General features: G+C 60.9%; 19 protein-coding genes. 10 read left to right on the top strand and 9 right to left on the bottom strand.

Annotated elements, in window-relative coordinates:
- Window positions 1-328: 328 nt before the first annotated feature.
- Both HX793_RS21465 and HX793_RS21460 read left to right on the top strand, forming a co-directional pair.
- A complete protein-coding gene (locus tag HX793_RS21465) occupies window positions 329-1,585 on the top strand; it encodes a 3-phosphoshikimate 1-carboxyvinyltransferase (RefSeq protein ID WP_177053890.1) in 1,257 nt (418 codons plus the stop codon).
- A 32-nt stretch (window positions 1,586-1,617) separates the two neighbouring features.
- Entirely contained in the window at window positions 1,618-2,004 is a 387-nt protein-coding gene (locus tag HX793_RS21460) for a hypothetical protein (RefSeq protein ID WP_095015983.1), read from the top strand.
- A gap of 47 nt (window positions 2,005-2,051) precedes the next feature.
- Here HX793_RS21460 and HX793_RS21455 read toward each other — a convergent pair whose 3' ends face one another.
- Window positions 2,052-2,315 carry a hypothetical protein gene (locus tag HX793_RS21455; protein ID WP_177053889.1) on the bottom strand — a complete coding sequence of 88 codons (264 nt, stop codon included), beginning with the start codon at window positions 2,313-2,315 and terminating at the stop codon, window positions 2,052-2,054.
- A gap of 68 nt (window positions 2,316-2,383) precedes the next feature.
- Window positions 2,384-2,983 carry an NAD(P)H-dependent oxidoreductase gene (locus tag HX793_RS21450; RefSeq protein ID WP_177096213.1) on the bottom strand — a complete coding sequence of 200 codons (600 nt, stop codon included), beginning with the start codon at window positions 2,981-2,983 and terminating at the stop codon, window positions 2,384-2,386.
- 69 nt (window positions 2,984-3,052) lie between these two features.
- Between HX793_RS21450 and HX793_RS21445 the strand changes: the two genes are divergently transcribed.
- Window positions 3,053-3,646: a TetR/AcrR family transcriptional regulator gene (locus HX793_RS21445; RefSeq protein WP_177053887.1), complete on the top strand. Its 594-nt coding sequence runs from the start codon at window positions 3,053-3,055 to the stop codon at window positions 3,644-3,646.
- 111 nt (window positions 3,647-3,757) lie between these two features.
- Window positions 3,758-4,135: a COG4315 family predicted lipoprotein gene (locus HX793_RS21440; RefSeq protein ID WP_177053886.1), complete on the top strand. Its 378-nt coding sequence runs from the start codon at window positions 3,758-3,760 to the stop codon at window positions 4,133-4,135.
- A 20-nt stretch (window positions 4,136-4,155) separates the two neighbouring features.
- Here the strand turns inward: HX793_RS21440 and HX793_RS21435 are convergent, their stop codons facing one another.
- Together HX793_RS21435 and HX793_RS21430 are read right to left on the bottom strand one after the other, a co-directional pair.
- Entirely contained in the window at window positions 4,156-4,824 is a 669-nt protein-coding gene (locus HX793_RS21435; protein ID WP_177053885.1) for a GNAT family N-acetyltransferase, read from the bottom strand.
- A 20-nt stretch (window positions 4,825-4,844) separates the two neighbouring features.
- A complete protein-coding gene (locus HX793_RS21430) occupies window positions 4,845-5,753 on the bottom strand; it encodes a LysR family transcriptional regulator (protein WP_177053884.1) in 909 nt (302 codons plus the stop codon).
- A gap of 113 nt (window positions 5,754-5,866) precedes the next feature.
- Between HX793_RS21430 and HX793_RS21425 the strand changes: the two genes are divergently transcribed.
- The 3 genes from HX793_RS21425 to HX793_RS21415 all read left to right on the top strand — a co-directional run bounded on the left by HX793_RS21425 (window position 5,867) and on the right by HX793_RS21415 (window position 10,347).
- Window positions 5,867-7,081, top strand: coding sequence for an MFS transporter (locus HX793_RS21425; protein WP_177053883.1), 1,215 nt, complete (start codon window positions 5,867-5,869; stop codon window positions 7,079-7,081).
- Between the two features lie 81 nt (window positions 7,082-7,162).
- Window positions 7,163-8,014 carry a CAP domain-containing protein gene (locus tag HX793_RS21420; RefSeq protein WP_016980330.1) on the top strand — a complete coding sequence of 284 codons (852 nt, stop codon included), beginning with the start codon at window positions 7,163-7,165 and terminating at the stop codon, window positions 8,012-8,014.
- A gap of 152 nt (window positions 8,015-8,166) precedes the next feature.
- Window positions 8,167-10,347, top strand: coding sequence for a GAF domain-containing hybrid sensor histidine kinase/response regulator (locus tag HX793_RS21415; RefSeq protein ID WP_177053882.1), 2,181 nt, complete (start codon window positions 8,167-8,169; stop codon window positions 10,345-10,347).
- A 3-nt stretch (window positions 10,348-10,350) separates the two neighbouring features.
- On the opposite strand, the gene HX793_RS21410 is transcribed toward HX793_RS21415, so the two are convergent.
- The 4 genes from HX793_RS21410 to HX793_RS21395 are packed head-to-tail and all read right to left on the bottom strand — an operon-like array spanning window position 10,351 to window position 19,160.
- On the bottom strand, window positions 10,351-11,517 hold the full coding sequence (locus HX793_RS21410; RefSeq protein ID WP_016980332.1) for a GGDEF domain-containing protein: 1,167 nt from the start codon (window positions 11,515-11,517) through the stop codon (window positions 10,351-10,353).
- Window positions 11,518-11,568: 51 nt separating this feature from the next.
- On the bottom strand, window positions 11,569-13,806 hold the full coding sequence (glgB, locus tag HX793_RS21405; RefSeq protein ID WP_177053881.1) for a 1,4-alpha-glucan branching protein GlgB: 2,238 nt from the start codon (window positions 13,804-13,806) through the stop codon (window positions 11,569-11,571).
- Window positions 13,803-17,150: a maltose alpha-D-glucosyltransferase gene (gene treS / locus HX793_RS21400; protein WP_177096216.1), complete on the bottom strand. Its 3,348-nt coding sequence runs from the start codon at window positions 17,148-17,150 to the stop codon at window positions 13,803-13,805. Before treS ends, glgB begins: the two co-directional genes overlap by 4 nt.
- 30 nt (window positions 17,151-17,180) lie before the next feature.
- Complete coding sequence (locus tag HX793_RS21395; protein ID WP_177059467.1) at window positions 17,181-19,160, bottom strand: alpha-1,4-glucan--maltose-1-phosphate maltosyltransferase; 1,980 nt, start codon at window positions 19,158-19,160, stop codon at window positions 17,181-17,183.
- A 204-nt stretch (window positions 19,161-19,364) separates the two neighbouring features.
- Here HX793_RS21395 and HX793_RS21390 point away from each other — a divergent pair, with 204 nt between their 5' ends.
- Together HX793_RS21390 and HX793_RS21385 are read left to right on the top strand one after the other, a co-directional pair.
- Window positions 19,365-19,523: a hypothetical protein gene (locus tag HX793_RS21390; RefSeq protein WP_177059468.1), complete on the top strand. Its 159-nt coding sequence runs from the start codon at window positions 19,365-19,367 to the stop codon at window positions 19,521-19,523.
- 205 nt (window positions 19,524-19,728) lie between these two features.
- Entirely contained in the window at window positions 19,729-20,304 is a 576-nt protein-coding gene (locus HX793_RS21385; RefSeq protein WP_177053877.1) for a hypothetical protein, read from the top strand.
- A 27-nt stretch (window positions 20,305-20,331) separates the two neighbouring features.
- On the opposite strand, the gene HX793_RS21380 is transcribed toward HX793_RS21385, so the two are convergent.
- Window positions 20,332-20,826: an MgtC/SapB family protein gene (locus HX793_RS21380; protein WP_177005262.1), complete on the bottom strand. Its 495-nt coding sequence runs from the start codon at window positions 20,824-20,826 to the stop codon at window positions 20,332-20,334.
- 121 nt (window positions 20,827-20,947) lie between these two features.
- On the opposite strand from HX793_RS21380, the gene HX793_RS21375 reads away from it, so the two are divergent.
- Window positions 20,948-21,187 carry a DUF3203 family protein gene (locus tag HX793_RS21375; RefSeq protein WP_177053876.1) on the top strand — a complete coding sequence of 80 codons (240 nt, stop codon included), beginning with the start codon at window positions 20,948-20,950 and terminating at the stop codon, window positions 21,185-21,187.
- Window positions 21,188-21,304: the final 117 nt, after the last annotated feature.

The following is a 21,304-nucleotide window of genomic DNA, read 5'->3' as shown; positions in this document are numbered from 1 at the left end:
CGCGGCGGCCCACGGATTCAAGTCTGCGTTCGGGCACACCGAGCCTAAGCGAGGTGCCGAGTGTTGGGGCAAGAGCCCTTTTGGTTACTTTTGGGGCTCTTTTCCAAAAGTGACCCGCCGTAAGGGCGGAACCCTAAGCCGCCGCTACCCAAATAACGGATATGTACACCGAACAAACGCCATCGCTGGCAAGCCAGCTCCTACAGTTGGATTGATGTACACACAATAAATATCAGCGGCCATGACCCCGCGCTCGACAAGCACCGCCGCTTTGGCTGATTATTCGGGTCCGCCCGCCGCCCGTGCCATGAATCAGGAGCCCTGTACCTTGAGTTCGCAGAAAACCGTGACCGTCACCCCGCCCAACGTCCCCCTCAATGGCAAGGTCGCGCCCCCCGGCTCCAAATCCATTACCAACCGCGCCCTCCTGCTCGCCGCCCTGGCCAAAGGCACCAGCCGCCTCAGCGGCGCACTCAAGAGCGACGACACCCGCCACATGTCCGTGGCCCTGCGCCAAATGGGCGTGACCATCGACGAGCCCGACGACACCACCTTCGTCGTCACCAGCCAAGGCAAACTGCAACTTCCGCCACAGCCACTGTTCCTCGGCAACGCCGGCACCGCCATGCGCTTCCTCACCGCCGCCGTGACCACGGTCGAAGGCACCGTGGTGCTGGACGGCGACGACTACATGCAAAAACGCCCGATCGGCCCACTGCTGGCAACCCTCGGCCAGAACGGCATCCAGGTCGACAGCCCCACCGGTTGCCCACCCGTGACCGTACACGGCGTCGGCAAGATCAAGGCCAAGCGTTTCGAGATCGACGGCGGCTTGTCCAGCCAGTACGTATCGGCCCTGCTGATGCTCGCTGCCTGTGGCGAAGCGCCGATTGAAGTGGCGCTGACTGGCAAGGACATCGGTGCCCGTGGCTACGTGGACCTGACCCTGGACTGCATGCGCGCCTTCGGTGCCCAGGTCGAAGCGGTCGACGACACCACCTGGCGCGTCGCCCCTGGCGGTTACACCGCCCATGATTACCTGATCGAACCCGACGCCTCCGCTGCCACCTACTTGTGGGCCGCTGAAGTGTTGACCGGTGGCCGCATCGACATCGGCGTGGCCGCGCAGGATTTCACCCAGCCGGACGCCAAGGCCCAGGCCGTGATCGCGCAATTCCCGAACATGCAGGCCACGGTGGTGGGCTCGCAGATGCAGGATGCCATCCCGACCCTGGCGGTGCTCGCCGCGTTCAACAACACCCCGGTGCGCTTCACCGAGCTGGCCAACCTGCGGGTCAAGGAATGTGACCGCGTACAGGCGCTGCATGACGGCCTCAACGAGATCCGCCCGGGCCTGGCGACCATCGAAGGCGACGACTTGCTGGTGGCCAGCGATCCTGCCCTGGCCGGCACGTCGTGCAACGCGCTGATCAACACTCACGCCGACCACCGCATCGCCATGTGCTTTGCCCTCGCGGGTTTGAAAGTCTCAGGGGTTAAGATCCAGGACCCCGACTGCGTGGGGAAGACCTATCCTGAGTACTGGAATGCTCTGGGTAGCCTGGGCGTGCAACTGACCTACTAAGCCGTCGGCAACCGCGTGGGGAGGGAGTGATCATGACAATTCGCCAACCCTGCCCACCTGCTGTGTGTGACTGCGAGCGCGAACAACTGCTGGGTACTCCTGGTGCAGACCAACGCATCCTGCAACTGACCCGCCAGGAAGAGAAAAAGCTGCTGGAGCGCCTGGAAAATCTTCAAAGCCTGACCGACCTGGAACACATGCAACACTTGATGCTCCAACAGCTGGGCATCCGCATACATATCGCACCCGGCCACACCGAAGTTAAAAGCATGCGCGGGATTCAAATCGTGATCGACGAACTGCCAGGCTTGTGTCGCAAGACTCGGCTGTCGATTCCGGCCGCAATCCGTAAGGGTATGGAGAGGCGGCCGGAGATTGCCCATCGGTTGCTGGATGCACATGATCTGTTTGGACGGTAACCAGTTATCTCAGCGCATCAGCACGGCGCCCGCCCCAACCGACGTAGTTACCAGATAAAATTATCGGCACCTTTCATTCCATGCCCACCGATCACTTGTTGATAGGTCATATTGGGATATTCGTTGAGCCTGCTCAGTTGTTCCTCGTTCAAGCGCTGAAGTTGTTCAGGTGAGACGTTGGGAAATGGATGGCTTTTGTTCGCATTGTTTTGTTGATCTTGCCTCACTTGATCTGTCGTGGGTTTTCCCTGGGACGTATCAATAATGGGAGCAATAAACGCGGTTCCAGGTATGCCAGAAATTGAAGTCATCAGTAAATCTCCAGTGGTTATGAACTCCCTGATTGGTCATCCAATACCTCTCGGTTCCATGAGTTGAATCAACCGGCGACCGTTTCGACTTGGAACAGCCCCAGGCCCAAGGTCTTGGCCTTTTCCAAATGCGCCTGCGCCCCGCCGCTTTCGGAGTCCAGCAACAACTCGGACGTGACCACCTGCGCGCCACAGTAATCGAAGATCCCGTAGTCGATCTGCGTGCGCATCGCCTTGGCGTAGCCATGTCGATCAAATGCATCGTCATCGGCTGCACCCAACGCCAGCAGATGCACCTGCAAGTGCCGCAGTCTTTTCACCACCGGGGTATCGGGACCGTAATCGATGGCCCAGCCATTGATGAATACGCGGTCGATCCAGCCTTTGAGCAGCCCCGGCAGCGACCACCAGTAGATCGGAAACACCAGCACCAGCGCATCGGCGCGGTCGATACGGGCCTGTTCAGCCAATACGTCCGCCGGAGCCGTGGCGCGCGTACGGTGTACCAAATGGTCGGCTGCGTTATAGCGCGGGTCGAACCCTTCGGCGGCGATGTCGGCCATTTCGAAGGTGTGGCCCGACGCAGCAAGGCCGGCGGCTACCTGGGCGGCCACGCTGTGGGTGAGGGATTGCGGGTCGTGGTGAGCAACAACGATGAGTGCGTGCATGACATTGACTCCCTGAGAGGTTACGCTGGGTTTAAGTTACGATTAGTAAGTTACTTTTGGTATATAAGCATGTCAAGTACAGCGTCTCCTGCTCCTCGTCGTCGCCTGTCTCGCGAAGATCGCCTTCGCCAATTGCTCGATGTGGCCTGGCAACTGGTGCGCGATGAAGGCACCGAAGCCCTCACACTCGGCCGCCTGGCGGAGTTGGCGGGCGTGACCAAGCCGGTGGTCTATGACCATTTCGTCACCCGCGCCGGGTTGCTGGCCGCGTTGTATGAAGATTTCGATGCGCGTCAGGACCAGGTCTTTGCCAGCGCCATCGCAGCCAGCAGCGCAACCCTTGACGATCGCGCCTGGGTGATCGCTTCCTCCTATGTGGACTGCGTGTTGTTGCAGGGCCGGGAAATCCCGGGGGTGATTGCAGCCCTCAGCAGTTCGCCGGAACTGGAAGCCCTCAAGCGCCAGTACGAGGCGATCTTTCTCGACAAATGCCGTGACGCGCTGTCGCCCTTTGGCCGCATATCCCAGGCGGGACTGCGCGGTATGTTGGGGGCGGCGGAGGCGCTGTCCCAGGCAGCGGCCAGTGCTGAGATCAGTCGCGAAGAGGCGCAGCAGGAGTTGTTGGCAACCATTCTGGCGATGGTCAATCGTGGCCGTGTTTAAATAATTTCTGACGGGTGAGGAATAAACCGGCGCGGCGGGTGTTTACCTGAGTACGGCGTGTGAATACAGCACAACGCCAGTACTCAAACCTAAAAACACCAGGAGTTCGTCATGCTGAAAAAATTCTCCCTCGCGGCTGCCGTCGTCATCGCTTGCGCCTCCTCCTTGGCCTTCGCCGCCCCGGCCAAAGTGGCCGACAGCGCCAAGGGTAAAGTGCTGGTGGACAGCAAAGGCATGACCCTCTACACCTTCGCCAAAGACAGCGCCGGCAAGTCCGTGTGCAACGGCCAGTGCCTGGCCAACTGGCCGGCGTTCACTGCCTCGGCGGCGGCGAAGGATGCTGACGGCTACACCGTGATCACCCGTGACGACGGCAGCAAGCAGTGGGCCTACAAGGGCCAGGCGCTGTACACCTGGGTCAAGGACAGCAAGCCGGGCGACATCACCGGTGACGGGGTTGGCGGTAACTGGAACCTGGCCAAGCCATAAGGTCAGTGCGGGGCTGTCGTTCAGCCCCGCTTCTGTACGAACATCTGCACCTTGCGCGCCAGTTGATCAAGATGCCGATCCCGCTGTTTCTCGGCATCCACCATGGCGCGCTTGCCATGTTTTTGCAGGAGGTAGGTATGAATCTGCCGCACCTCCAATGAGCTGTAGATCGCCGCCACATCCAGCACGCCCATCAAGCCGTCCGTGCCGTAGTCCCGTGTGTTCATCAGCACCTGGGTGCCCCGCGCGCCGCGCACTTGGAAGCCCATGGCTTCGAACGCCGGCACTTTCTCCACTGAACACGCCAACTCCGCATGGGGATAACGGCTCAGTACGTCACCCATCATTGCACGTGCCACACCCTGGCGCCGGTGGCCAAGCTGCACCGCCATGAACGCGATACCGCAGGCTTGCGGGTCATCCTTCACCGGCAGGTACAGGCAAAAGCCGATCAGCTTGTCCTCTTCCATCGCCACCACCAACTCGACGGCAATGCCCTTGGCACCATTCAGCGCCTCCAGGTACAGGTGCACCTCAAAGCCAATGGCGTACTGGTAGATGTTGTACAGCAGGTTGCTCGGCGGCAGCGCCACGCTGCTGATGTCGGTGAGGTTGTCCACCACCATCTGCAGGATCTGAGCATTAACAGGCTCGGGGCACGGTGTGGTGTAGCGGGTAAGGCTGAACATGCAAATTCCTGGGTTTAGCGTCAAGACAGCGGCGATTGTACCTGTTGCAGCCCGCACACCTCACGCAAACATCCGCGCAACCAGCGATGGGCCAGGTCAGCGTCCAGCCTGGGGTGCCAGAGCATCGACACGGTGAAGGCGGGCAATGTCAGCGGCAATGCGAAGCTGTGCAGGCCTTGCCGTTGGTGGGCGGTGTAGCGTTCCGGCACGCTGGCGATCAGGTCAGTATCACGGGCCAAGGCGATGGCGGTGGCGAAACCAGCGACCACGGTATTGATCTGTCGCGTGAGGCCCTGGGCGTCGAGCGCGTCGTCGATCTGCCCTCGGTCCTGGCCGCGCCGGGAGACGTAGACGTGCTGGCCTGCGGCATACCGCTCGACGCTGACGTCACCTCGGCTGAGGGTATGGCCACTGCGGACCACACCGACAAGACGATCGCGAAACAGCGCCTGGGTCAGCACTTCCGGGCTGGCGGTGGGGTCGACCACGCCGGTTTCCAGGTCGACGCTGCCCTCACGCAGCAAGGTGCTGTCCTTGTCGATTTTATTGATGAAGCGCAGGCGCACGCCGGGCGCGTCCTGCGCGATACGCGCCAGCAATGCCGGGCCGAAGTTTTCGACGAACTCTTCGCTGGTGCGCAGGGTGAAGGTGCGCGCCACCTGGGCCATGTCCAGAGATTGCACGGGACGCAGCACAGCATTGGCCTCTTGCACCAAGCGGCTCACCTGCTCACGCAACGCCACCGCCCTGGGCGTGGGCACCAGGCCGCGACCGGCGCGTACCAGCAAGGGGTCGCCGGTGGTCTCGCGCAATCGGGCCAGGGCACGGCTCATGGCCGACGGGCTCAGGCGCAGGCGTTTAGCAGCAGCCGCGACACTGCCTTCGGCGAGCAGCACATCCAAGGTGATCAGCAGGTTGAGATCGGGCATCTGCGCTCCTTACAAGGCGTTACATGCATCTATTAACTGCAATCCATGCGTCTTCCGCCATGTTAGGTCACGCCGTAGATTTGTGACAGTTCTCTTCATTCAAGGAATTGCCCATGCAGAACTCCCCACGCGGCAGCCTCATCAGTCTATCCCTGTCCATGCTGCTGGCCTCGCTGGGTACCAGCATTGCGAATGTTGGCCTGCCCAGCCTGACGCGGGCGTTCGATGCCTCTTTCCACGCCGTGCAGTGGGTGGTGCTGGCTTACCTGTTGGCGATCACGGCGGTGATAGTGAGTGCCGGACGCCTGGGAGACCGGTTTGGACGGCGGCGATTGTTGCTTGCCGGGTTGCTGCTGTTCGCCGTGGCGTGCGGGTTGTGCGGCTTGGCGCCGTCCCTTGCGTGGCTGGTTGCAGCACGCGTACTGCAAGGCCTCGGCGCAGCCGTAATGATGGCAATGGCCCTCGGCATGGTCGCAGACACTGTTACCAAGGAGCGTACCGGCCGCGTGATGGGTTTGCTGGGCACGATGTCCGCCGTCGGCACTGCAATGGGGCCCAGTGTCGGTGGTGTATTGCTGAGCCTGTGGAGCTGGCGCGCGATTTTCCTGATTGGCGTGCCATTGGCTGGGGTGGCCGTCGCCCTAGCCTACCGCTATCTGCCGGTTGACCGGCCCCGCGTGGCATCCCGCGACGGCTCAAGTTTCCGGGCATCACTAAAAGATGCGTCGTTGCTCACCGGCCTGGTCATGAGTGCCCTGGTAGCGGCTGTGATCATGGCCACTTTTGTGGTCGGACCGTTCTATTTGTCCCGAGGCCTGGGACTCGACCCCGAATGGATGGGCCTGGTCATGGCGGTCGGGCCCTGTGTCGCGGCCATCAGCGGCGTCCCCGCCGGCTGGCTCACCGACCGCGTCGGCAGCCCGCGCATGACACTGGCCGGTCTGGGCCTGATGGCCTGTGGTGCGCTGCTGTTGTCTTTCGCGTCGGGCCTGCTCGCCTACCTGGGCGCACTGGTGATCCTGACCACGGGTTACAGCCTGTTCCAGGCCGCCAACAACACCGCTGTGATGAGCGACGTGGAGGCCGCGCGTCGCGGCACCGTCTCGGGCCTGTTGAACCTGTCACGCAACCTCGGGCTGATTGTCGGCACCTGGGCGCTGGGCGCGGTGTTCGCCTGGGCCAGCCCGGATGTCACCCGTGCGCTCCCCCAATCCGTGATCTATGGCCTGCATGCAACGTTCGGTGTCGCACTGACCTTGATCCTGCTGGCATGGGTGATGGCATGGCGCCGATTCAGTGCCTTCAACCCCCTGCAGAACACCCATTGAGGCAAAAAAACAAAAAAGGCGTTGCACCAGACCGGGTTACATCGCGCATCATGGGCACTTTCAAGCTCAAGGGTAACGTCCATGCGCGTTCTGTCATTGATGATGGGTCTTACGACGCTGGCCGCCACTACGGTGTTCTGCGCCAGCGCGATGGCGAATGAAGAAAGTCAGTTGGTACAACAGATCAACCAATACCGCAGCCAGGTGCAACGCTGCGGCGACCAGGGTTCCCAGGAACTGCCGCCATTGGCCAGCGACACGCGGCTGGTGCTGCCGGCCACCAACGTAGGCGACCTGCAGCAGGCGCTGGCGCGGGCCGCGTACCCGATGGTCAACGTGCAGGCCATCAGCCTGTCGGGGCCAAAAGATGCCCAGGCGGCCATGAAGGCGGTGCGTGAAAGCTTCTGCCGCGTGGTGCTGGACCCGCAATTTGTCGATATCGGCGTGAGCAACAGCGGCCAGGACTGGCGCATCGTGCTCGCCCGCCCACTGCTCACCAGTGGCCTGGGCGATTGGCAGACTGAAGGCAAGCAACTGCTCAACCTGGTCAACACCGCGCGGTCGCAACCACGCCAGTGCGGCACCCAGGCGTTCACGGCCACCACGCCCTTGTCCTGGAACGACGACCTCGCTGGCGCCGCCAACAGCCACACACGCAACATGGCCAACGGTAATTTCTTCGATCACCTCGACCACGACGGTCGCACGCCTGGGGATCGAGCCGAACTGGCTGGGTATATTGCGAAGAACATCGGCGAAAACATCGCCGCCGGTCTGGATACACCCCGCAAAGTTGTCGACGGTTGGCTTGCCAGTCCGGGCCATTGTGCCAACCTGATGAACCCGCAATTTCGTGAGTTGGGTGCGGCCTATGCCATGGACCCGAAGAGCGATGCAGGAATTTACTGGACGGGGGTTTTTGGCGCCCAGTAGGCCCACCCGCACATCCACTCAAATGGATAGTGCGTCAAATTGCTATCACCGCGATAATCCCGCTGAACTGCCAGCGGGCATTCCGGTCAGTTGCTTGTTGGGCCGCCCCTTTCAGGCGTTAAACAGACCGTGGCAAACAAGGTGTTCTGGCAATGATGAATTGGCTGCAAAGCAGCAGCGACATGGCTGAGCGGGTTCGCCAGCATGATTGGACGAGTACGCCCCTGGGGCCGCTGGAGCAGTGGCCGGATGTGCTCAAGACCACCGTAGCGTTGTGTTTTGCGTCGAGCTTCCCACAATCAATCATTTGGGGGCCTCACCTGACTACGTTGTACAACGACGCGTTCATTCCGATCCTGGGCGACAAACCTTTTGCACTGGGTCGTCCATTCAGTGAGGTGTGGCGTGAAGTCTGGGCCGACGTGGGTCCCATCGCCAATGCGGCGTTTGAGGGGCATGCCACCTATATCGAGAATTTCCCCCTGCTGATCGAGCGCGGCGCTGGCCTCGAACAAGCCTATTTCACCTTTTGCTACAGCCCTATCCGCGATCCCGAGGGCAAGGTTGTCGGGATGCTGGATACCGTCACCGAAACCACGGCCACCGTGTTCCTCAACCGCCGCCTGGCGGTGCTGGACGCCGTGGGCAGCGCCGTGGCCAATGCCACTGACGCCGAAAGCATCATGTCCACCACCACGCGCCTGTTGGCCGAGCACCTGCACGTCTCCAACTGTGCCTACGCCGACATGGATGCCGATGAAGACGGCTTCACGATTCGTGGCAACTGGGCCGCGCCGGGATCACCGAGCATCGTCGGCCACTACAGCCTGGCGTCATTCGGCGCGCGGGCCGTGCAGCAACTGCGTGCCGGAGAACCGCTGGTGGTGCAGGACAACCGCGTCGAATTCCCGCCGGAGGAAGCCGCCAGCTACCAGGCCCTGGGCGCGCTGGCGACCGTCTGCTTCCCACTGATCAAGGATGGCCGCCTGACCGCGTTGATGGCGGTGCACCACAAGACGGCACGCGTCTGGTCGCCCTACGACTTGGCGCTGGTCGGGGAAGTCACCGAGCGTTCCTGGGCGCATATCGAGCGGGTGCGCGCCGACGCCGCCGTACGCGAGGGCCTGGCGGCGTTCACCGAGCTCAATGCCACCCTAGAACAACGGGTGCAGGAGCGCACTCTCGCCCTCACCCAGACGGAAGCGGCGTTGCGCCAGTCCCAGAAGCTGGAAGCCATCGGCCAATTGACCGGCGGCGTGGCCCATGACTTCAACAACTTGCTGACCATCATCCGCTCGTCGGTGGACTTCCTGCGTCAACCGGGGTTGTCCGAGGAACGGCGCCAACGCTATATGAGCGCCGTTTCCGACACCGTCGAGCGCGCCAGCAAACTCACCAGCCAACTGCTCGCTTTCGCCCGACGCCAGCCACTCAACCCGGAAGTCTTCGATGCAGGTCTGCGGGTCAAGAATATCGGCGAGATGCTCGAAAGCGTCACCGGCGCACGTATCCATGTGCAGGTGCAGTTGCCCGAGCGTCCTTGCCATGTGCGCGTCGACGCCAGCCAGTTTGAAACCGCGCTGATCAATATCGCCCTGAATGCCCGGGACGCCATGGACGGGCAAGGCACCCTCACCTTGCGCGTGGCCCCGGTGGAGACCATGCCGCGTATCCGGGGCGACGAGGAAAGCCGCCAACCTTTTGTGAGCATCGCCCTGGCCGACACCGGCAGCGGTATTCCCGGTGAAACAGCCGAACGCATTTTCGAACCGTTCTTTACCACCAAAGCCGTGGGCAAAGGCACTGGGCTGGGGTTATCCCAGGTATTTGGCTTTGCCAAGCAATCCGGTGGCAACGTCGATGTAGCCAGCGAACTGGGACAAGGTACCGTATTTACCTTGTACCTGCCGCAGGTCGCGCCCCAGGTGCTGTCCCATGAGCCTCTTCAGGAAGACCTGACGCCGATCCCCGACACGGCACAGCGCCATATCCTGATCGTGGAAGACAACCTCGAAGTGGGCCGCTTCGCCAACCAGATCCTGCAGGACCTCGGTTACCGGACCACATGGGCTACCGACGCGGAACAGGCACTGGCGGTGGCCGGCACGGATGCCCTGGCATTCGATGGGGTATTTTCCGATGTGGTGATGCCTGGCATGACCGGCGTGGCCATGGCCAAGGTGCTGCGCCAACGGCGCCCGGATTTGCCGGTGGTGCTCACCTCAGGCTACAGCGAGGAACTGGCCGAGAGTGGTTATGAAGGGTTTGAGTTCCTGCCCAAGCCCTACTCCGCCGACCAGGTTGCCCGCGCGCTCGCCAAAGCGATGCCCTGAGTCCTACTCCGCCACCGCCACCTGATTGCGCCCCTGGGCCTTGGCCCGATACAGCGCCTTGTCAGCCGTGTTCATCAGGCCGTGCAAGTCCTGATCCTGGGTGTGGGTGGAGGCCACGCCAAGGCTGGCGGTCAAGCCATGCACCGGTTCGGAGGCCAGGCCCGAGATGGCCTTGATCAACTGCTCGGCAATGTCCCGCGCGGTTTCCAGCGACGTATTGGGCAACAGCACCGCAAATTCCTCGCCGCCCAGGCGCCCGTACACGTCGGCCTGGCGGAAGGAGGCGCTGATCACCCCACCAATCTGGCGCAGCACCTGGTCACCGGCCTGGTGGCCGTAGGTGTCGTTGATTTCCTTGAAGTGGTCCATGTCCATCATCAACGCACACAGCGGCTGACGATTGTGACGGCATTGTGCGTACAGCACCTGGGCATGTTCGAAGAAGGCACGGCGGTTCATCAGGCCGGTGAGTTCGTCGGTCTGTGCGGCGCGGGTGGAAATGTTGTGGGCACGCTCCATCTGGCGTGTCAGGCGGAAGGCCTTTTCCAAGGCATCCGACAGCTTGCGCGTGGCGCTGACCACAAAGGTGGAGAACACCAGGACGGCAATGGCCACGCCCACTTGCATGGAGGACGGCTGGAACAGCAACCACAGCGTGCACGGCAACAGCACTACGGCCATGGAGGCCAGCGTCATATAGCGATAAGCCGAGTAACAGGAGACTGCGCTGACTGACATGCCCACGGTAAACAGCATCACCAGCACCTGGGACAACCGATCATCGGTGGGCATGACCGCCAACGCTCCGATCCCCCAAGTTGCGGCAGACAGCATCAACGTGACCCAGTAGCGGCGCTCCCAGCGGTCCGGCGTACGCTCGGCATTGGGGCAGCGGAACCACTCCATGAACATCTTGATGCGAACCAGGGAAGTCACCGCCAATACCACCAGCCAGACCAGGATGACCTGATGGTCAAACCGATCCCAGCACAGCCAGCACAGCATCACCGCGGCCAGGTAACTGCCGAAAATCGCAGCAAATGACTGCCGGAACAGCTGGTGCAAACGATCGGTCCGCACCTGCTCCTCTATAAAGCAATCCTGGTCCTGCCCACGCCCAAGGCCATTCATGAAATTCGCCCGATTCGACTGCCACGACAAAGGCGCCATTGTGGCACCCTGCCAGTAGTGCGGACAACAGAATCCAGCACGGTAGAGCCTTTAAAGCGATTCCGGGCGCAGAATCAGCACGCCCAGCGGCGGCAGATTCAACGACAGCGATACCGCCTGCCCATGGTGCGGCTCATCCTGGGTAAATACCTCGCCTCCATTACCGTAGTTGGAGCCTGCGTACATCTCGGCGTCACTGTTGATCACCTCGCTCCAGCGCCCGCTGAACGGCACGCCGACTTTATAGCCCTCGCGCGGCACCGGGGTGAAGTTGGCCACCACCAGCACCGGCTTGCCGTCCTTGCTCCAGCGCAGCCACGCGTAGACGCTGTTGATCGCGTCGTCACCGATCAGCCACTGGAAGCCTTGGGGCGCGTCATCCTGTTCGTGCAGGGCCGGTTCTTCGCGGTACAGGCGATTGAGGTCGCCCACCAGTTTTTGCACGCCTTTATGTTCGGCGTACTGCAGCAGGTACCAATCCAGTTGCTGGTCGTGGTTCCACTCGCGCCATTGGCCGAATTCGCAGCCCATGAACAACAGTTTTTTGCCGGGGTGCATCCACATGAACGCCAGGTAAGCGCGCAGGTTGGCGAACTTTTGCCAACGGTCGCCAGGCATCTTGTCGATCAGCGAATGCTTGCCGTGCACCACTTCATCATGGGAGATCGGCAGGATAAAACGCTCGGACCAGGCGTAGACCAGGCCGAAGCTCAACTCGTTGTGATGATGGGCGCGGTACACCGGGTCCTGCTGGATGTAATGCAGGGAATCGTGCATCCAGCCCATGTTCCATTTGTAGTTGAAGCCCAGGCCGCCTTGCTGGGTGGGCTGGCTGACGCCGGGCCAGGCGGTGGATTCCTCGGCGATCACCAGGGCACCGGGGGCCTCGATGGCGACCACATCGTTGAGGTGACGCAGGAAGTCGATGGCCTCGAGGTTTTCGCGGCCGCCATGGCGATTCGGCACCCATTCGCCGGCTTTGCGTGAATAGTCGCGGTAGAGCATCGAGGCCACGGCATCCACGCGCAGGCCGTCGATATGGAAGTGTTTGAGCCAGTGCAAGGCCGAGGCCAGCATGAAGCCATGCACTTCGGTGCGCCCCAGGTTGTAGATCAGCGTGTCCCAATCCTGATGGAAACCTTCCAACGGGTTGGCGTACTCGTACAACGCGGTGCCGTCGAATTGCGCCAGGCCGTGGGTGTCGGTGGGGAAATGCGCCGGCACCCAGTCGAGGATCACGCCGATATCCGCCTGGTGCAGCGCGTTGACGAAATAGGCGAAATCCTGCGGCGAACCAAAGCGTGCCGTCGGTGCGAACTGTGACAAGGCCTGGTAGCCCCAGGAGCCGCCGAACGGGTGCTCCATGATCGGCATCAGCTCGATATGGGTGAAGCCCAGTTGCTGCACATAGGGAATAAGGCGTTCGGCCAGTTCACGCCAGTTGTACTGGCGCGCCACTTCGCCCGCTTCGTCCAGCTCGGCCTGCCAGGAACCCACGTGCAATTCATAGATCGACAGCGGCGCGCTGGTCTTGTGCTTCTCGACCCGCGACTGCATCCATTCGTGGTCCTGCCAATCCACCTGCAAGGGCTCGGCGACTTTTGACGCCGTGTCCGGCGGCAATTGAGTGGCCAACGCCACGGGGTCGGCCTTGAGCGGCAGGATCCCATTGGCGCCGAGTACTTCGTACTTGTAGGCCGCACCCGGTTGCAAGCGTGGGATAAAGATCTCCCACACGCCGGAAGGATGGCGCAGGCGCATCGGATGCCGGCGACCGTCCCAGATATTGAAGTCACCCACCACCGACACGCGCCGCGCATTCGGTGCCCACACGGCAAAGCGCACACCTTGCACGCCGTCGACACTGGTCACCTGAGCGCCCAGGCAACTGCCGAGGTCGCGGTGATTGCCTTCAGCGAATAGGTACAAGTCCATTTCACCCAGCAACAGTTGCTGGAAGCTGTAAGGATCTTCGGTGACTTGCTCACCACCGGCCCACTGGATTTTCAGCAGGTACGCCTGGCGCGTGTGAAAGTGCCCGACAAACAGGCCTGGCACCTGGGTCGCGTCCAGGCTGCCGATCTGCTCGCCACTGTCGCGGGCCAGTACCTGGACACTCAAGGCCTCCGGCAGAAACGCGCGGATAAACTGGCCGCCGTGGTCATCATCGTGCGGCCCGAGAATCGAGAACGGGTCGTGGTGTTCGGCGCGTACCAGCGCTTCGACGTCCTTGGACGCCGGCAATGCAGTCAACTTCGGTTGCAGCGGTTCTTTATGTGTAAAGCTCATGACGTCTCCCCACCGCGTGCAGTTTTAGATATGGATCCAAGCCCTCTCAACAGTCCGTGCAACCCTTGCAGGGGCACCGGCAACCACGTTGGGCGGTTCTCCGCTTCGTAGGCCACTTCGTACGCGGCCTTCTCCAAGCTGAACAACGTCAGCGCAGCATCCTGGCCCTTGGCATCCTGCCAGTCATGCGCCAGTGTAGACGTAGCTGACTGATAAGCCTGGATAAATGCCTGGCGTGCTTCTTTCAGATAACAATCGGTTACACGTTTACGGGATACCGCCGCTTCGGGCGAGTGATCCACCCCTTGCACATTCAAGGCCATGGCCGCTGCGTAATCGAACGAGCGCAACACGCCGCTCACATCTTTATACGGGCTGTGCTTGCCGCGTCGTTCGTGCAGCGGCCGCGCCGGCTCACCTTCAAAATCGATCAAGTACGCGTCGCCTTTCACCACCAGCACCTGGCCCAGGTGCAAATCACCGTGCACCCGAATGCGCAAGCCGCCTGCCGTGGCTTTCGCCAAGGCCTGCACATGGCTGGCGATGGCTTTTTTCTGCGCCAGCAAATCACTGACCAGCGCTTGATCGGCCGGGTTCAACTGGCTTTGATGAAGTTTGAGCAACTGCAACGCGCGGTCCAGTTGCGCGCCGACGTCCTTGGCCCAGGCCTGGGTGTCCTTGGCGCTGGTGACCTCTGGTTTGAAGTCTTTGTTGGTGGTCTTGGCGCCGAGCACCAAGTGCATTTCGCCCAGGCGCTGGCCGAGCAGACCGGCAAAGTCCGCCAGCTCGCCAAGGGCGTTGTAGTGCTGCTCCTGCTCGGAAATGGCTTCGGCCAGTTCGTCGCGGATCGCCCGTTCCAGGTTGTTCTGGGTCCAGCTCCAGGCGTCGCCCTGGTTGCTAAGGTAGCCTTGGGCAATCATCAGCAGGTTGTCCTGCCCTTCGGCATCATGGCGCACCATCGAGCCCAGCAGCGGCGAGATGTTGGGGTAGCCAGCTTCGGTCAGGTAGGCGCTCATTTCCAACTCCGGGTGCACGCCGGAAGCGACTTTGCGGATCAGTTTGAGCACCAGGCTTTCACCCACCACCACCGAACTGTTGGACTGCTCGGCCGACAGGTAGCGCACTTCGGACTCATCCGTCAGTTGCAGCTTGGCCAGGTGCGGCGTGGCGGCAAAGCGCAGCTCGCCTTCGTTGGTGTTGAGCACGGTGCCCGCCTGCAAACCCTGGATGACGGCGCGGATAAAGTGTTCGAGGCTAAAGGCATCAGTCACCAACCCCACCTGACGCACTCGGCGTACACGGGCCAAGGCCAATTGCTGCGGCAAGGCACTGGTGAACTGGTCTTCACCGAGAAAACCCAACGGCAGTTGATAACGGCTGACCTGGCCACCCGCTGTCACCTCAAGCTCGCTGAGCAACACAGGGTGCTGGGGATCGCCAAAGCGCACACCGTAGGCGATGCGAACACTGTCGATGGCCGTGTCCTTGCCGGCGAACCAACGGCGCTTGGGCAACCAGGCCGGCAGTACCGCCTGTTCCAGCGAGGCGCGGCACGGTTCGTCCAGCAGTTCTTCCATGCGCTTTTTCAATACCAATGTAGTGAAGTCCGGCATGCTCTGGGCGGGTTCCACGTGCCAGCTCGGCATCTGGTTTTCCGGCGCCAGCACAAACCAATAAAAGCCATATGGCGCCAGGGTCAGCAGGAAATTCAGCTGGCCGATGGGTGGGAACGCATTACCGCCGAGCATCTCCACCGGCACCATGCCGGCGAATGCTGACAGGTCCAACTCGGCCGCCTGGGCACTGCGCGACACGTTGGCCACGCAGAGGATGATCTCGTTGCGCCCGTCTTCGCTGGTGAATTCACGGGTATAGGCCAGGATGCGGCGGTTGCTCGGCGAGAGCATTTTCAAGCTGCCACGACCAAACGCCTTGGATTGCTTGCGCACTGCCAGCATGCGCCGGGTCCAGTTCAGCAGCGAATGCGGGTCCTGGGCCTGGGTCTCGACATTCACCGATTGATAGCCGTATTGCGGGTCCATGATCGGCGGCAGTACCAGGCTGGCCGGATCGGCCCGGGAGAAACCGCCGTTGCGGTCGATGGACCATTGCATCGGCGTACGCACGCCATCGCGGTCGCCGAGGTAGATGTTATCGCCCATGCCGATTTCATCGCCGTAGTACAGGGTCGGCGTGCCGGGCATCGACAGCAACAGGCTGTTGAGCAACTCGACACGGCGACGATCACGTTCCATCAACGGCGCAAGACGGCGACGAATGCCCAGGTTGATCCGCGCGCGGCGGTCAGCGGCGTAGTAGTTCCACAGGTAGTCGCGCTCCTTGTCGGTGACCATTTCCAGGGTCAGTTCATCGTGGTTACGCAGGAAGATTGCCCATTGGCAGTTGGCTGGAATCTCCGGGGTCTGGCGCAGGATGTCGGTGATCGGGAAACGATCTTCCTGGGCCAGGGCCATGTACATGCGCGGCATCAGCGGGAAGTGGAAGGCCATGTGGCATTCATCGCCGTCGTCGCCCTTTTTTTCACCAAAGTAGAGCTGGGTGTCTTCCGGCCACTGGTTGGCTTCGGCCAGCAACATGCGGTCGGGGTAATGGGCGTCGATTTCGGCGCGGATCTGCTTGAGCACATCGTGGGTTTCAGCAAGATTTTCGTTGTTAGTGCCGTCACGCTCGATCAGGTAGGGAATGGCGTCGAGGCGCAGGCCGTCGATGCCCATGTCCAGCCAGTAGCGCATCACCGACAACACGGCTTTCATCACCTGGGAGTTGTCGAAGTTGAGGTCGGGCTGGTGGGAGTAGAAACGGTGCCAGAAGTATTGGCCGGCGACCGGGTCCCAGGTCCAGTTGGACTTCTCGGTATCGAGGAAGATGATGCGCGTGCCGTCGTATTTCTGGTCGTCATCCGACCACACGTAGAAGTCCCGCGCCGCCGAACCCGGCTTGGCCTTGAGGGCGCGCTGGAACCACGGGTGCTGGTCGGAGGTGTGGTTGATCACCAGTTCGGTGATCACCCGCAGCCCGCGCTTGTGCGCCTCGGCAATAAAGCGCTTGGCGTCGGCCATGGTCCCGTAGTCGCTGTGCACGCCACGGTACTCGGCAATGTCATAGCCATCGTCGCGACGTGGCGAGGGGTAGAACGGCAATAGCCAAATGGTGTTTACGCCCAGGTCCGCGATGTAGTCGAGCTTGGCGATCAGGCCGGGAAAATCACCGATACCGTCGTTATTGGAGTCGAAATAGGATTTGACGTGAACCTGGTAGATCACCGCATCCTTGTACCAGAGCGGGTCTTTGATGAAGGTGGCAGCGTTGGGTTTCTTCGCCATTGGAAACTCCTGGAAAATTCATCGGAAGGTTCAAGACGATGGGGTGATGCGCCAGATGCCAAACGGCATCTGCGGCTCCAGCCGTGTCCACTGGGTCTTGCCATACCAGGTCCAACGATGGCCGTTCATCAAGTCTTCACCTTGGGTCTGGGCATCGTCCGGCAGCCCCAATTCCCACAATGGCAACTCAAAACTGGCTTCCTGGGCGTTATAAGGATCCAGGTTCACCGCCACCAGAATGAAGTTGCTGCCATCCTCGCTGCGCTTGCCGAAATACAGGATGTTGTCGTTCCAGGCGTTGTAAAGCGTGAGCCCCAGGTGCGTCTGCAACGCCGGGTTCTGCCGGCGGATGCGGTTGAGCTGGGCGATCTCGGCAATGATGTTGCCGGGCGCGGTGAAGTCCCGTGGGCGGATTTCGTACTTTTCCGAATCGAGGTATTCCTCTTTGCCCGGCACCGGCGCCGACTCGCAGAGTTCGAAGCCGGAGTACATGCCCCACAGACCCGAGCCCATGGTGGCCAGCGCGGCACGGATCAGGAAGCCGGGTCGGCCGGATTCGTGCAGGAAGGCCGGGTTGATGTCCGGTGTATTCACGAAGAAATTCGGCCGGTAGCATTCGCGCCACGGCGACTCGTTCAGCTGCGTCAGGTATTCGCTCAACTCAGACTTGGTATTACGCCAGGTAAAATAGGTGTAGCTCTGGGAATAGCCGACCTTGCCCAGGCGCGCCATCATCGCCGGTGTGGTGAAGGCTTCGGCCAGGAAGATCACTTCCGGGTACTTGGACCGCACATCGCTGATCAGCCATTGCCAGAAAGGCAGCGGCTTGGTGTGGGGGTTGTCGACGCGAAAGGTCTTCACGCCCTCTTCCACCCAACCCACGACGATGTCGCGCAGCTCGGTCCACAGGCTCGGGATGGCGTCCGCCGCATAGAAGTCGACGTTGACGATGTCCTGATACTTCTTCGGCGGGTTCTCTGCGTATTTGATCGTGCCGTCCGGGCGCCAGTTGAACCAGCCCGGATGCTCCTTGAGCCATGGGTGGTCCTGGGAACACTGGATGGCGAAGTCCAGGGCGATTTCCAGGCCATGCTCGGCGGCAGCCTGGACCAGGCGGCGGAAATCATCGCGGCTGCCCAGTTGCGGGTGAATCGCCTCATGGCCGCCGTCTTCGCTGCCGATGGCATAGGGGCTGCCCGGGTCATCCGGGCCGGCGGTCAGGGCATTGTTCTTGCCTTTGCGGTGGCTGCGGCCGATGGGATGGATTGGCGGGAAGTACAGCACGTCAAAACCCATGTCATGGATCATCGACAGCCGCGAGTGCACGTCATTGAAGGTGCCGTGGCGCGCAGGATCATCTGTGATCGAGCGTGGGAACAGCTCATACCAACTGGCAAACAGCGCCGCCTCGCGCTCCACATCAATCGGATAGACCGTACTGATGCTCAGGTAGGCGCGGTGATCGGCCTGGGTCATCAGGTGTGCACTGTCTTCGTGCAGGAACTGCGCAACCTGCTCGGTTTCCAGCAGGCCGGAGAGTTCGTGGTGCAACAGCATCAGGCGGTCACGCAGCTCATTGTCACTGCGCTCGGCGGCCTGCAGCACCAGGCTGCGGCCTTCCTGCAGTTCCAGGCTGACCGGCACACCCGCCTCATGCTTCTTGCGCAGCTCGTAACAAAAGCTGGCGAAGGTATCGATCCAGGCTTCAATGCAATATTCGTGAGGACCCTGCTGGGCCACGGTAAACGCGCCTTCCCAGCCGTTGTTGCCCACATCGGTCATGACCACGCTATGCCAGCTTTCGTCCTGCAGCGGGCGCCAGCGGATCAGCACAGCGAGCTTGTCATGGCCGTCGGCGAACACTTTGCTGCTGACATTGACCCGCTGGCCGACCACGGCCTTGACGGCAAATTCGCCGCCATCAATCACGGGAGTGGTGCTTTCAATCGCGATCCTGGGCAGCAACAGTGCCTGGGACAGTGGTAACAAGGATTCTGTTTCAGCCGTCATCGAGCATCTTCCCCTTACGCCCTGTGGACGCTCTTTGCTTGATCCGAATTCTGAGGCGGCCGGGCTCTTCCTGAGCGAGGCCGTAATAGGTCCGAGCCTGGGTCGCCGTTAAAAGTTCAGCTAGATGTGCCGCCATCCGGCGGGGAATCAATTCGCCCCGGCGGCTGTCCACCGATAGAGCAAAGCACAAAGGAGGCCACACCGATGAATATCCCGATCCCGGCGGAAACGCCGGACCCGAATATCGACAAACCGACCCTGCCGCCGACGGAGCCCGAACCGATTCCAGAGAAGGAACCGCCGAAAAACGAGCCGCCTGCAGTGGAAGAACCGCCGAATACGATGCCACCGGTAATCGTCTGAAACACACGGGCGCAGGGTTCGGTTATTAACGGACGAACCCTTGCTTACCGGTTAAAAAAACAAGAAAAACCGAAGCGTCTTACATGCTTGGCAGCAAACAGCCTTCCGATAAATCAACTGGCCGTTCTTATACTCCTATGCGTAGACGCCCTCCTGATTGCGGGTGGTAGCGTTTTATTTTTTTGATTTAACGCGAGGACGAGCAATGTCGACCATCAATCCCAACCAACCCACTCACTCCATACAGCCGCCCGCCTTGGAAAAGTCCGCTTCGACTTCGCAGGCACAGGATCAACAAGGGGATGTAACCCTCAAAAAGCTCAAAACACTATTGACCCCTGCAAACATAAAGCACCTATTGGAGCACCCCGATTCTGAAGAGTCCCGTGAATTCCTCGCCCAGCTTCGCCCATTGATGACCCCAGCCAATATCAGTTTAATGTTGCGGGGCCCCCATGCAGAAGCACGAGCCAAAGTACTTGAAGAAATCGGCATGTTGTTGAACAAAGACAAGCTCGAAACGGGCCAGAACGCCCTCTTTAAAGGATTGGAGAAAGATTTCATTCGGCGCGCATCGCTGAGAAATCTCGAGTTGCTGACCAAAGCCTTTGATGGAGGGCTGGAGGATATGTACGGGTTCCTGAGCACCTCCAATGAAGCCCTGGGCAACCTCCGGCAGCGGATCGCAGATACAAAATCGGCTAACAAGGAACTCAGTGGTTTCGGTGGCATGCTGAGTAAAGAGAAAATCGACGGAGTGCGGCGCGAGCACAAGCACTGAGCGCAAACGCCGCCTGACAGATCCGAATCATTCATCCTTTTCCAGCAACCGGACGATCCGCGGCATCACACTGAATACCGCGAGGGCCAATAATGTGCTGAGCACCGCTGTCGACTCCCGCCCTAGCCCAGCGGAGACGCCAATCGCAGCGGTCATCCACAACCCCGCCGCCGTCGTCAGCCCTTTTACATGGCCTTCTGCATCATCCTTGCCCTTGATGATCGTGCCCGCACCCAAAAAGCCAATCCCGGCAATCACCCCTTGCACCACCCGACTCATGGCATCCGCCTGGTTGCCGGACATTTGCGGGACAAGCACGAATAACGCTGCCCCCAGAGCCACCAGCATGTGGGTGCGTACCCCGGCAGCCTTGCCTTTGCTCTCTCGCTCGAAGCCAAGGATGCCGCCCAGGATGGCGGCGATCAGCAGGCGCACAGTGATCTGGGTAAGCTGCCTGGCATCGCCGATATCGGCGAATTCAGCCTGCAGGGTTTGCCACGCTTCATGCCACCAGGCGTTCATGGGTGCCGTCCTTTGTCATTGTCGTTAAAAGGTGGACAGCAACGACCGCCAGTCAGTTGCCTGGAACCGGTGCACATCGCGGCCCCCTAACCTTCATAGCCCATGAAAAAAGGAGTCCGGCATGCCTATTCGTATCGACAACCAATTGTGCTATTTCACGCTTGATGACAATGGCCAGGAACAGAGCGTGCCGGCGACCCGGGTCAATATTGTTACTGACCTCGACAAGTCGATGTCCTACGTGGAATTGGCAGCCCAGCGGATCTATATCACCGAGGCCGAGGCCGATGCCCTGACCGTGGCCGGTGCCCACGATGGTCGTCAGCATGTGAAGGCCGATGAACCTGGTTCGCTGATTTAATTGATCCGTGTCAGCGCTCTCTAAATAATGCTGCCCCCCTGGCCCCATGGGGTGCAGCACATTGTCGCAGCGATCGACATCCGCCCCATCTGATCCGCTTTTTCTCGCCATACCTGA

The organism is Pseudomonas reactans, from assembly GCF_013387025.1.
GTDB lineage: Bacteria > Pseudomonadota > Gammaproteobacteria > Pseudomonadales > Pseudomonadaceae > Aquipseudomonas > Aquipseudomonas reactans.
Note: the sequence above shows the minus strand (reverse complement) of the source record. Positions and strands in the feature narration are given on the sequence as shown.